The organism is Delftia sp. CH05 (assembly GCF_009827015.1).
GTDB classification, from domain to species: Bacteria; Pseudomonadota; Gammaproteobacteria; order Burkholderiales; family Burkholderiaceae_C; genus Comamonas; species Comamonas tsuruhatensis.
On record NZ_WUMG01000034.1, the window covers coordinates 49411 to 61679 of the forward strand.

Here is a 12269-nt window from a genome sequence, read left to right on the forward strand (position 1 = left end):
ATGACGCAGCCGCTGCTGCAGGGGAGGGTCTTGCTGGTTTCGGCGGGACTGGTGGCGCTGGCGATGCTGCTGGCGGGGGCATTCGGGCTGCGTGGCCCCGTCGCAGGTGAAGCGGTGCAACTGCGCCAGGCGCAGCTGTGGCGGTCGGACAGCCCGCACTGGGCGCCGCCTGCGGCGCTTGCGTCGGCCGACGACGCGGTGCTGGATGCATCGACGCCGTGGAGCGATGTGGACCTGCCCTATGGGGGCGACAGGGCCGTGTCGGGCAGCGGCGACCTGGCAGCGGCGCCGCCCGAGGTGCGCTGGTTCCGCGCCGTGGTGCCGCCTGAAGCCCTGGTGCCTACGCCGCAGGGCACGCGCCTGTATATCCCGCGCTGGCAGACGGTGGGCACGGTGGCGGTGTATGTGGATGGGAAGCTGGCCTGGCAGACGCGCGGCAGCCGGGTGTGGAACAGTTTCAACCGGCCGGTGTGGCTGGACCTGGGCGGGCTGGCGCAGCCGGGCAGGCCGCTGCAGGTGCATGTGCGCATGGCCAGCCAGCAGGGCGTGGGCGGGGCGCTGTCCAGCCTGTGGGCGGGGCCGGCCGAGTCGCTGCGCCTGTCCTGGCGGCTGCGCAGCCTGCTCCAGGCCGATCTGGTGGTCTACACGGCGGGTTCCTACCTGGTGCTGGGCCTGTTCGCGCTGGCGCTGTGGACGCTGCAGCGGCGGCGCGGGGATGTGGTGTTCCTGCTGTTCTTCCTGATGTCGCTGTGCCAGTTGCTGGGCTCGCTGCAGTTCATGGTGGACGGCGAGGGGCTGGCCCTGTCGGACGGCTGGTTCTCCTGGCTGACGCTGGCCGGCCTCATGGGCGCCACGGTGGCGGCCTTCCATTTCCTGTGCCTGATGCAGCGCAGGCGCCGGCCCTGGCTGGGCCGGGTGCTGCAGGGCTATGTGGGCACGGTGCTGCTGGTGGCGGTGCCGCTGTGGGGCCCGGCGCACGAGACCATCCTGCCGCTGCTGCGGCTGCTGATGGTGCCGCCGGAGATCCTGGTGCTGTGCATGGCCGTGGCGGGCGCCTGGCGCATGCGCGATGGCGGCAGCACCATGCTGGCGGTGTGGATGCTGCTGTCGTTTCCCATCGGCTTCCATGACCTGGCGCTGCAAAGCTACCTGATCAGCATGGAGAGCATCTACCTGACGCCCTATGTGTACCTGGGGCTGTTCACGCTGTTCCTGCTGGTGGCCTACCGGCGCTACAACGGCGCGCTGGCCGTGGCAGAGAATGCCAACCTGCATCTGGCGGAACGGCTCAAGGCCCAGGAGGCGGAGCTGGCCCAGGCCCATGAGCGCCTGCTGGCCGTGGAGCGCGAGCAGACGCTGATGCAAGAGCGCCAGCGCCTGATGCGCGAGATGCACGACGGCGTGGGCTCCTCGCTGATGAGCGCGCTGCGCGTGGTGGAGTTCAACCAGGCCGGCACGGTGGACCTGGTGCAGCTGCTGCAGGAGTGCATCGATGACCTGAAGCTGTCCATCGACTCGCTGGAGCCGCTGGACTGCGATCTGCTGGCGCTGCTGGCCGGGCTGCGCTACCGGCTGGGGCCGCGCCTGGAGGGGGCGGGGCTGCGGCTGCACTGGGAGGTGAGCGACCTGCCCGCGCTGCCCTGGCTGGACGCGCAGGCCGCCCTGCATGTGCTGCGCATCCTGCAGGAGGTGCTGACCAACATCATCAAGCACAGCGGCGCGCGCGAGATCACGGTGCGCACGGCCCAGGCCCCGCTGGACGGCCGGGCCGGCGTGCAGGTGCTGGTGGAGGACGACGGCCACCCCTTCGACCGCGCCCAGGCACCCACCGAGGGCCGCAAGGGACTGGTGAACATGCGCACGCGCGCGCTGGCGCTGCAGGCGCGGCTGGACTGGGCGCCGCTGGCCGGCGGCAATCGCTTCACGCTGTGGATGCCGCTGGAGCGGGCGGGGCCCTAGCCCTGCGCCGTGCGCGCCATGTAGCGCTTGCGCCAGAAGAACATGGTCAGGCCCACGGCAATCGCCATCATCGAGCCCATGGCCCACCAGAAGCCGTCCTGCTTGTGCACCAGGGGGATGAACTCGAAGTTCATGCCGAAGATGCCGGCAATCAGGTTCAGCGGCAGGAACACGGCCGTCAGCGCGGTGAGCGTGCGCATGATGTCGTTGGTGCGGTTGCTCTGCACCGAAAAATGCATCTGCACCACGGTCTCGGTGCTTTGCTCCAGCCGCCGCACATGGTGGACCACGCGCTCTATGTGTTCCAGCACGTCGCGGCTGCGCACCTTGAGCAGGTCCAGCTCGCGCAGCGCCGCCGCGCCCTCGGGAGGCGCCCAGGTCTCCAGCGCGTCCGTCCAGTCCTGCACGGCAGCGCGCTGGTCTTCGCAGACTTCGTCCAGCTCATGCAGGGCCAGCCGTGCGTCCAGCAGCGCCCCCCAGTTGGCAAAGCGCGTGCGCGGGCGCAGCAGCTCGGTCTGCCAGTGGTCCAGCTGGCGCGACAGTTCGCGGCGCAGGTCCAGGAAGCCGTCCACGATGAGGTTGACCACGCGCAGCATGAGGTCGGCCGGGCTGGCCGGCAGCCGCGTGCCGGATGTGGGGTTCAGCCGTCCCTCGCGCAGATCGCTGGGCATGGCGGCCAGCAGCCGCGCGGCATAGGCGTCGCGCACGGTGCAGTCGTCGGGGTGCACGGACAGCAGCACCTGGTCGAACATGGCAAAGCCCACGGGGCTGGTGTCGATGTTGCGCAGCACGGGCGGGCCTGTGCGGCGCACGGGAGGCGAGGGGGGCGCCGCCTGCGCCGCAGGCGAAGAGGCCGTGCCGGCCTGCGCGGCGGCACGCGCCTGCCCGCTGGCCAGGCGGCGAAAGACCAGCAGGTCGTACTGCGAGGTGTAGTCGTAGCGCGATGGCAGCTGGGCGTTGAGCAGGTCCGAGACATGCAGGTCCACCAGCTGCTGGCCCGACAGCAGCTGCAGCGTGCGCTGCACCTCGGCCAGCCGCTCCTGCAAGGTGGCGCGGGTGCAGGAGATCCACAGGAAGCCCTGCGCGGGCGCCTGCCCGGGCAGGTCGGCCAGTTCGGTGGCGCCGCCCGGCTGCAGGTGGAAGATGCGCATGCTCCTGGCGTTCCCGGCTGGGGGAGCGGCTCCCGTGCCCGTGGGCGGCGTCACCGGCGGCATGCGTTCAGCCGCGCAGCTTGCGCGCGGCGTCGATGGCGAAGTAGGTCAGGATGCCGTCGGCACCCGCGCGCTTGAAGGCCAGCAGCGATTCCATCATCACCTGGTCATGGTCCAGCCAGCCGTTGGCGGCGGCGGCCTTGAGCATGGCGTACTCGCCGCTGACCTGGTAGGCGAAGGTGGGCACGCCGAACTCGTCCTTGACGCGGCGCACCACGTCCAGGTACGGCATGCCGGGCTTGACCATGACCATGTCCGCACCCTCGGCCAGGTCCTGGGCGACTTCGCGCAGGGCCTCGTCGGTGTTGGCGGGGTCCATCTGGTAGACGTTCTTGTCGGCCTTGCCCAGCGCGCCGCGCGTGCCCACGGCATCGCGGAACGGGCCGTAGAAGGCGCTGGCGTACTTGGCGCTGTAGGCCATGATGCGGGTGTGGATGTGGCCGTGGGCCTCCAGCGCCTCGCGGATGGCGCCGATGCGGCCGTCCATCATGTCGCTGGGCGCCACCATGTCCACGCCGGCCTCGGCATGGGTGAGGGCCTGGCCCACCAGGACCTGCACGGTCTCGTCATTGATGATGTAGCCGGACTCGTCGAGGATGCCGTCCTGGCCGTGGCTGGTGTAGGGGTCCAGGGCCACGTCGGTCATCACGCCCAGTTGCGGGAACTCCTTCTTGAGCGCCCGCACCACGCGCGGGATCAGGCCGTCGGGGTTGAGCGCCTCCTTGCCGTCGGGCGTCTTCAGCGAGGTCTCGATGGCGGGGAACAGCGCCAGGAACGGGATCTCCAGCTGCACGCACTGCTCTGCCACGGGCAGCAGCAGGTCCAGGCTCAGGCGGTCCACGCCGGGCATGGAGGGCACGGCCTCACGCTGGTTCGTGCCTTCGTGCACGAACACGGGGTAGATGAAGTCATGGGCCGTGAGCACGTTCTCGCGCACCAGATTGCGCGTGAAGGCGTCGCGGCGCAGGCGGCGGGGGCGGTTGAGCGGGAAGGGGGTGGGGCTGGACAGATGCATGCCGAAAATTGTGCCCCATTCCCGCCGCAGGCCCCGCAACCCCGGCGACGACGCCGGCACGCGGGACTCGGCTTTTGCGCCTGCGCAGCCTGGCGCACCCCTGTACGCACGTACACTGCCCGCATGCTGTGGGTCAAAGCCTTTCATATCGTTTTCGTGGCAAGCTGGTTCGCGGGCCTGTTCTATCTGCCTCGCATCTTCGTCAATGTGGCCATGGTCACGCCCGGCTCGGTGGCCGAGCGCGAGCGCCTGCTGCTCATGGCACGCAAGCTGCTGCGCTTCACCACGCTGCTGGCCGTGCCCGCATTGGGCCTGGGCCTGTGGCTGTACCTGGGCTACGGCATCGGCAAGGGGCCGGGCAACGGCTGGATGCATGCCAAACTGGCCGGCGTGCTGCTGGTCATCGGCTACCACCATGCCTGCGGGCGCCTGCTGCGCAAGCTGATCGACAACCGGGACCAGCACAGCCACCGCTGGTTCCGCTTCTTCAACGAGGTGCCGGTGCTGCTGCTGGCGGCCATCGTCATCCTGGTGGTCGTCAAACCTTTCTGAGAAACCGTTCCAACGAAGAGGGAGGCAGGGCGTGGTGCAAAAGACTTCGGCCTGGCCGCTGGCACTGGTCTATGCGGTGCTCATCGTTTTCGCCAGCCTGTTTCCCTTCGATGGCTGGCGTGCCCAGGGCATTGATCCGCTGGTCTTCCTGACGGCAAAGATCCCGCCGCCGTACTGGACCTGGTTCGACGTCAATACCAATATCGTCGGCTACGCGCCGCTGGGCTTTTTCCTGGCGCTGGCCCTGGTGCGCAGCGGCAGCCCGCGCGCGGCCGTGCCGCTGGCGGCGCTGGCAGGCACCCTGCTGTCGCTGTCCATGGAGTTCCTGCAGATCTACCTGCCGCGGCGCGTTCCCTCCAATCTGGATCTGGTGCTCAATGCGGGCGGCACCTTGTTGGGCGCGCTGGTGGCGCTGCTGCTGGAGCGCCTGGGCGCCCTGGCGCGCTGGAGCGCCTTTCGCACCCATTGGCTGGGCGAGGATGGCGGCGGCGCCATGGTGCTGCTGGCGCTGTGGCCCTGGGCGCTGCTCTTTCCCGCCGCCGTGCCCTTTGGCCTGGGCCAGGTGCTGGAGCGGCTGGAGCAGGGGCTGCTGGACCTGCTCGAAGGCACGCCCTTTCTCATGTGGCTTCCTCTGCGCGAGTCGGCCCTGACGCCGCTGTCGCCCGTGACCGAGATGCTGTGCGTGATGCTGGGCCTGTGGGTGCCCTGCCTGCTGGCCTATTGCGTGATGCGCCACATGGGCCGGCGCGCCGTGCTGGCGGGCTCGGCCATCGTGATCGGCATCGCGGTCTCGGCGATGTCGGCCGCGCTGAGCTGGGGGCCTGCCCATGCCTGGGAGTGGGTGGACCTGCCGGTGCGCATGGGCGTATGGGGCGGCGTGGGCCTGGCCATGGTGGCCCTGCCGCTGCCGCGCCGCGCCTGTGCAGCCCTGCTGATGCTGGTGCTGGTGCTGCAACTGAGCATCCTGAACCAGGCGCCCACCAGTGCCTATTTCTCCGAGACGCTGCAGGCCTGGGAGCAGGGGCGTTTCATCCGCTTCTACGGGCTGGGGCAGTGGCTGGGCTGGCTGTGGCCCTATGCCACCCTGGTCTACGTGCTGCTCAGGGTGGCGCGCCGCGATGCAGGGCCGCTGCCGCCTGCACCTTCAGCGCCCCCGGCGCCTTCGGGGCAGCAGACGCAGGCCTAGAATCCGCTGCATGAGCGAAAACCCACGTCCCGGGGCCGAAGGCGGCCAGCAAGGCGCAGGCAACTACTATGCGCGCCACATCTTCTTTTGCCTCAACGAGAGGCCTGGCGGCGAGGACTGCTGTGCGCTGCACGGCGCCAAGGCAGGCTTCGACCACTGCAAGAAGCAGGTCAAGCAGCTGGGCCTGGCCGGCAAGGGCCAGGTGCGCGTGAACAAGGCCGGCTGCCTGGACCGCTGCGCGGGCGGGCCCGTGGCCGTGGTCTACCCCGAAGGCACCTGGTACACCTTCGTGGACGAGACCGATATCGACGAGATCGTCGAGTCCCATCTCAAGAACGGCCAGCCCGTGGAGCGCCTGCTGCTGCCGCCCGACGTGGGCCGCTGAGCACCGGCTGGAACTTTGGGCCTTTCCGGGCATCAGTGCTTTGTCAGCTTGGACTGGCTGCTACTACTAGGATAGCGATTGTGAATGCGCAGACCGAACGTTTGACCCTGACCGGCCTTGCCGGGGCCGTGGAGGCCCTGCGCGACGCGCCGGCCGCCGATGCGACTGCGCGCGGCGTGGCCATCATCGCCCACCCCCATCCGCTGTTTGGCGGCACCATGGACAACAAGGTGGTGCAGACCCTGGCGCGGGCCTTCGTGCAGTGCGGCTACACGGCCGTACGCTTCAACTTCCGTGGCGTGGGTGCCAGTGCCGGCGAGCACGACGCAGGCATCGGCGAGGCCGAGGACATGCTGTCCGTGGTCCGCCAGGTCGCTCCCGAAGGGCCGATCGCGCTGGCGGGCTTTTCCTTCGGCGCCTTCGTCACCAGCCATGTGCTGGCGGGCCTGTGGAATGAAGGCCGGGTGGAAAAGGCTGTGCTGGTGGGCACGGCGGCCAGCCGTTTCTCGGTGGCCCCCGTGCCGCCCGAAGCCCATGACCGGACATTGGTGGTGCACGGCGAGGCCGATGACACGGTGCCGCTGTCGGCCGTCATGGACTGGGCGCGCCCGCAGATACTGCCTGTTACCGTCGTGCCCGGGGGCGGTCATTTCTTTCACGGACAATTGCCGCTGCTCAAGAGTCTCGTGGTCCGCCATTTGCGCTCACTTCCCTAGCGGCCCGCGCCGCTGCTCAATAGGCCCGCCCCAGCCGGCGGGCATCTTCCGCCTTTCCTGCTTTACCTGCCCTTTAGCGAGAGTTTTCCTCATGAAGCCCATTTCCTCCACGCTGCGAGTCCTGGCACTGGCAGCGGCCATGGCGCCGGCCCTGGCGCTGGCGCAGATCACCCCGCCCCAGCCGCCCGAGATCGCGGCGCGCAACTATCTGCTGGTCGATGTCACCGCCAACCAGGTGCTGGGTGCCAAGGACATCGATGCGCCCATCGAGCAGGCCTCGCTGACCAAGCTCATGACCGGCTACCTGGTCTTCGACGCACTGCGCGCCAAGAAGATCACGCTGGAGCAGCGCCTGCCCGTCAGCGAGCGCGCCTGGAAGATGCCGGGCTCGCGCATGTTCATCGACCCCAAGATGCAGGTGCCTGTCGATGACCTGATCAAGGGCATGATCGTGCAATCCGGCAACGACGCCACCATGGCCCTGGCCGAAGGCGTGGGCGGCTCGGCCGAGAACTTCGTGCGGCTCATGAACGAGCAGGCCAAGGCGCTGGGCATGAAGAACACCAGCTACAAGAACCCCGAAGGCCTGACCGAGCCCGGCCACCTGACCACGGCGCGCGACCTGTCCATCCTCGCGCAGCGCCTGATGCAGGACTTCCCCGAGTACATGCACTACTACTCGACCAAGAAGTACTTCTACCCGGGCACGCCGGCCTCCAACGGCACCAACCGCAACTCGCTGCTGTTCCGCGACCCGACCGTGGACGGCCTCAAGACCGGCCACACCGCTGCGGCCGGCTACTGCCTGGTGGCCACGGCCAAGCGCGATCTGCCCAACGTGGGCAGCCGCCGCCTGATCTCCATCGTGCTGGGCGCCGCCAGCGAGAACGCGCGCGCCAATGAAAGCCAGAAGCTGCTGAACTGGGGCTATGCGGCCTTCGACTCGGTCAAGCTGTTCGATGCCGAGCAGGCCGTGGCCACGCCCGAGGTCTGGAAGGGCAAGGCGGGCACCGTCAAGATCGGCCGCACCACGCCCATCGTGGTCACCGTGCCGGCCGGCAGTGGCGGCAAGCTGAGCACCGAAGTCGTGCGCCAGGACCCGCTGATCGCTCCGTTCACCAAGGGCCAGGCCATGGGCACGCTCAAGGTCAAGCTGGGGGCCGACACCGTGGCCGAAGTGCCGCTGGTGGCGCTTGAAGGCGTGGAGCAGGCTGGCTTCTTCGGCCGTGCCTGGGATGCGATCCGCCTCTGGATCAAGTAAGCCCCGCGCCTGTCGCGCAGGCCCTCGCGTACCGGCTTGAAGGGGGTGCAGTTGTGCGATCTCCTGCAAGCTGGTACAGTCGAGGGCTTTTCGGAATTTCCGAAGGGATTCACGTTTTCGCTTTTCGCAAGCAATTCACGTTTAGGGACGTTTATTAATGCCAACCATTAACCAACTCGTGCGTCAGGGCCGCACGGTCGAAGTTGTCAAATCCAAGAGCCCTGCTATGGAAAACTGCCCTCAGCGCCGCGGCGTGTGCACCCGTGTGTACACCACGACGCCCAAGAAGCCTAACTCCGCTCTGCGTAAGGTTGCCAAGGTGCGCCTGACCAACGGCTTCGAGGTCATCTCCTACATCGGTGGTGAAGGCCACAACCTGCAAGAGCACAGCGTTGTGCTGGTGCGCGGCGGCCGTGTGAAGGACTTGCCCGGTGTGCGTTACCACATCGTGCGTGGCTCCCTTGACCTGCAAGGCGTCAAGGACCGCAAGCAAGCCCGTTCCAAGTACGGCGCGAAGAAGCCCAAGGCCAAGTAAGCCCTGCGTTTTTTCGAAGAAGGTGCTGTATCCCGCGTGGCGCGAGATCCAGCGTAGTGACCCCAAACGCAAGTGTTTTGCGCGGGTCGAGTAAGTGGGAGTCCTGTTGGCTCTCGCGGTGTCTGAAAAGACGCCAACTGAAGCAAGATAGAGGTAAAAAATGCCACGTCGTCGCGAAGTCCCCAAACGTGAAATCCTGCCGGATCCCAAGTTCGGCAATGTCGAGCTGTCCAAGTTCATGAACGTGATCATGGAAGGCGGCAAGAAGGCGGTCGCAGAACGCATCATCTACGGTGCCCTGGACCTGATTCAAAAGAAGCACCCTGACAAAGACCCGCTGGAAGCCTTCATCGTTGCCATCAACAACGTGAAGCCCATGGTCGAAGTGAAGTCCCGCCGCGTCGGCGGTGCCAACTACCAGGTGCCCGTCGAAGTGCGTCCCGTGCGTCGCCTGGCCCTGTCCATGCGTTGGCTGAAGGAAGCTGCACGCAAGCGCGGCGAGAAGTCCATGGCCCAGCGCCTGGCCAACGAGCTGCTCGAGGCCACCGAAGGCCGTGGCGGCGCCATGAAGCGCCGTGACGAAGTGCACCGCATGGCCGAAGCCAACAAGGCGTTCAGCCACTTCCGCTTCTAAGAGCGCTTCGCTCCTGATCAGACGGGCCGCATGCATTTTTGCCTGCGGCCTTGTCTCGATTAGGAGCATCCCCAGATAAGACTGCTGTCCGTCTGCACCATGAGGCTGGAACGGGCAGAGACTCCCTCCATACGATCAATCAAGGATCCATCATGGCTCGCAAGACCCCCATCGAGCGCTACCGCAATATCGGTATCTCCGCCCACATCGACGCCGGCAAAACCACCACCACCGAACGTATCCTGTTCTACACCGGTGTGACCCACAAGCTGGGCGAAGTGCACGACGGCGCTGCTACGACCGACTGGATGGAGCAAGAGCAAGAGCGCGGCATCACCATCACTTCCGCTGCAGTGACCTGCTTCTGGAAGGGCATGGACCTGTCCTACCCCGAGCACCGTTTCAACATCATCGACACCCCCGGCCACGTGGACTTCACCATTGAGGTGGAGCGTTCCATGCGCGTGCTGGACGGCGCCTGCATGGTGTACTGCGCCGTGGGCGGCGTGCAGCCCCAGTCGGAAACCGTGTGGCGTCAGGCCAACAAGTACAAGGTGCCTCGTCTGGCCTTCGTGAACAAGATGGACCGTACCGGCGCCAACTTCTTCAAGGTCGTCGAGCAGATGAAGCTGCGCCTGAAGGCCAACCCCGTGCCCGTCGTGATCCCGATCGGTGCCGAAGAAAACTTCAAGGGCGTGGTCGACCTCGTCAAGATGAAGGCCATCATCTGGGACGAAGCCTCGCAAGGCATGAAGTTCGAATACCACGAAATCCCCGCCGAGCTGGTGGAGACCGCCAACAAGTGGCGTGAAAACCTCGTGGAAGCGGCTGCCGAAGCCAGCGAAGACCTGATGAACAAGTACCTGGAAGAAGGTACTCTGTCCGAAGAAGACGTGAAGGCCGGCCTGCGCGCTCGTACGCTGGCTACCGAAATCCAGCCCATGCTGTGCGGTACCGCCTTCAAGAACAAGGGTGTGCAGCGCATGCTGGACGCCGTGATCGACTACCTGCCGGCGCCTGTGGACATCCCTGACGTCACCGGTACCGATCCCGAAAACGAAGAAACCAAGCTCAGCCGCAAGGCAGACGACGGCGAAAAGTTCTCGGCCCTGGCCTTCAAGCTGATGACCGACCCGTTCGTCGGCCAACTGACCTTCGTGCGCGTGTACTCGGGCGTCCTGACCAAGGGCGACACCGTGTTCAACTCGGTCAAGGGCAAGAAGGAGCGTATCGGCCGTATCGTGCAGATGATGGCCAACGAGCGCGTGGAAGTCGAAGAAATCCGCGCCGGCGACATCGCTGCCTGCGTGGGCCTGAAGGACGTGACCACCGGCGAAACGCTGTGCGCCGTCGAAGCTCCCATCGTGCTGGAGCGCATGGTCTTCCCCGAGCCCGTGATTGCACAGGCCGTGGAGCCCAAGTCCAAGGCCGACCAGGAAAAGATGGGCATCGCCCTGTCGCGCCTGGCTGCTGAAGATCCGTCCTTCCGCGTGCGCACCGATGAAGAATCGGGCCAGACCATCATCGCCGGCATGGGCGAGCTGCACCTGGAAATCATCGTTGACCGCATGAAGCGCGAATTCAACGTGGAAGCCAACGTGGGCAAGCCCCAGGTGGCCTACCGCGAAACCATTCGCCAGAAGGTTACCGATGTGGACGGCAAGTTCGTTCGCCAGTCCGGCGGCAAGGGCCAGTACGGCCACGTCGTGCTGACCCTGGAACCCCAGGAAGCCGGCAAGGGCTTCGAGTTCGTCGACGAAATCAAGGGCGGTGTGGTTCCTCGCGAATACATCCCTGCGGTCGAGAAGGGCGTGATCGAGGCGCTGACTTCCGGCGTGCTGGCCGGCTACCCCGTGGTGGACGTCAAGGTGCGCCTGACCTTCGGTTCGTACCACGATGTGGACTCGAACGAAATGGCCTTCAAGATGGCTGCCATCTTCGGCTTCAAGGAAGGCGCCAAGAAGGCCAGCCCCGTCATCCTCGAGCCCATGATGGCCGTGGAAGTCGAGACGCCTGAAGACTACGCCGGCACCGTGATGGGCGACCTGTCCTCGCGTCGCGGCATGGTCCAGGGCATGGACGACATGGCCGGCGGTGGCAAGTCCATCAAGGCCGAAGTGCCGCTGTCGGAAATGTTCGGCTACGCCACTTCGCTGCGTTCGCAGACGCAAGGCCGCGCTACGTACACGATGGAGTTCAAGCACTACGCCGAAGCTCCCCGCAACGTGGCCGAAGCCATCGTGGCTGCTCGCGCCAAGTAAGGCTTTTTGTATAATCGAAGGCTTTTGAGTCGCAGGCCCTGAAAAGGGACTGCGATTTTTGCCGGTCTGCGATCCCATGCCGTCCTGTCACCTGTGCGGGGCGACCAAGCAATGGGATGCAGACCTTAAACATCACACAGGTTTTGCTCTTTCGGAGAAATCATGGCAAAGGAAAAATTCGAGCGGACCAAGCCCCACGTCAACGTGGGCACCATCGGTCACGTGGACCACGGCAAGACGACCCTGACGGCTGCTATCGCCACCGTTCTGTCCAAGAAGTTCGGCGGCGAAGCCAAGGCTTACGACCAGATCGACGCAGCACCTGAAGAAAAGGCCCGCGGCATCACGATCAACACCGCCCACGTCGAGTACGAAACGGCCAACCGCCACTACGCTCACGTTGACTGCCCCGGCCACGCCGACTACGTCAAGAACATGATCACCGGCGCTGCTCAGATGGACGGCGCTATCCTGGTGTGCTCGGCCGCTGACGGCCCGATGCCCCAGACCCGCGAGCACATCCTGCTGGCTCGTCAGGTGGGCGTGCCCTACAT

The 12269-nt window shown here is 66.3% G+C and carries 12 protein-coding genes; 10 read left to right on the forward strand and 2 right to left on the reverse strand.

Translation table 11 applies throughout. The features are described 5' to 3' along the window. Positions 1 to 1959, forward strand: coding sequence for a sensor histidine kinase (locus GRX31_RS21870; RefSeq protein WP_160854778.1), 1959 nt, complete (start codon positions 1 to 3; stop codon positions 1957 to 1959). Here the strand turns inward: GRX31_RS21870 and GRX31_RS21875 are convergent. Together GRX31_RS21875 and hemB are read right to left on the reverse strand one after the other, a co-directional pair. Further along, entirely contained in the window at positions 1956 to 3173 is a 1218-nt protein-coding gene (locus GRX31_RS21875) for a magnesium transporter CorA family protein (RefSeq protein WP_160854780.1), read from the reverse strand. The two genes, GRX31_RS21870 and GRX31_RS21875, sit on opposite strands and share 4 nt — an antisense overlap. Positions 3174 to 3177: 4 nt before the next feature. Continuing rightward, positions 3178 to 4185 (reverse strand): porphobilinogen synthase, encoded by a 1008-nt coding sequence (hemB, locus tag GRX31_RS21880; RefSeq protein ID WP_034347899.1) that lies wholly within the window; start codon positions 4183 to 4185, stop codon positions 3178 to 3180. Positions 4186 to 4308: 123 nt separating this feature from the next. Between hemB and GRX31_RS21885 the strand changes: the two genes are divergently transcribed. The 9 genes from GRX31_RS21885 to GRX31_RS21925 all read left to right on the forward strand — a co-directional run. Beyond that, on the forward strand, positions 4309 to 4737 hold the full coding sequence (locus GRX31_RS21885; protein WP_016453572.1) for a CopD family protein: 429 nt from the start codon (positions 4309 to 4311) through the stop codon (positions 4735 to 4737). Positions 4738 to 4768: 31 nt separating this feature from the next. Further along, positions 4769 to 5923, forward strand: coding sequence for a VanZ family protein (locus tag GRX31_RS21890; protein WP_074922622.1), 1155 nt, complete (start codon positions 4769 to 4771; stop codon positions 5921 to 5923). A gap of 10 nt (positions 5924 to 5933) precedes the next feature. Further along, complete coding sequence (locus tag GRX31_RS21895; RefSeq protein ID WP_016448519.1) at positions 5934 to 6308, forward strand: (2Fe-2S) ferredoxin domain-containing protein; 375 nt, start codon at positions 5934 to 5936, stop codon at positions 6306 to 6308. 80 nt (positions 6309 to 6388) lie between these two features. Further along, entirely contained in the window at positions 6389 to 7024 is a 636-nt protein-coding gene (locus GRX31_RS21900) for an alpha/beta hydrolase (RefSeq protein WP_017405508.1), read from the forward strand. A 91-nt stretch (positions 7025 to 7115) separates the two neighbouring features. Beyond that, a complete protein-coding gene (locus tag GRX31_RS21905; protein WP_016453570.1) occupies positions 7116 to 8285 on the forward strand; it encodes a D-alanyl-D-alanine carboxypeptidase family protein in 1170 nt (389 codons plus the stop codon). Positions 8286 to 8442: 157 nt separating this feature from the next. Then, a complete protein-coding gene (rpsL, locus tag GRX31_RS21910; RefSeq protein ID WP_003059441.1) occupies positions 8443 to 8820 on the forward strand; it encodes a 30S ribosomal protein S12 in 378 nt (125 codons plus the stop codon). A 160-nt stretch (positions 8821 to 8980) separates the two neighbouring features. Further along, complete coding sequence (rpsG, locus tag GRX31_RS21915) at positions 8981 to 9454, forward strand: 30S ribosomal protein S7 (RefSeq protein ID WP_016448516.1); 474 nt, start codon at positions 8981 to 8983, stop codon at positions 9452 to 9454. A gap of 152 nt (positions 9455 to 9606) precedes the next feature. Then, positions 9607 to 11715, forward strand: coding sequence for an elongation factor G (gene fusA / locus GRX31_RS21920; RefSeq protein ID WP_016448515.1), 2109 nt, complete (start codon positions 9607 to 9609; stop codon positions 11713 to 11715). A gap of 162 nt (positions 11716 to 11877) precedes the next feature. Beyond that, positions 11878 to 12269 (forward strand): GTP-binding protein (locus tag GRX31_RS21925; protein ID WP_202396672.1); only part of this gene is annotated, 392 nt, incomplete at its 3' end.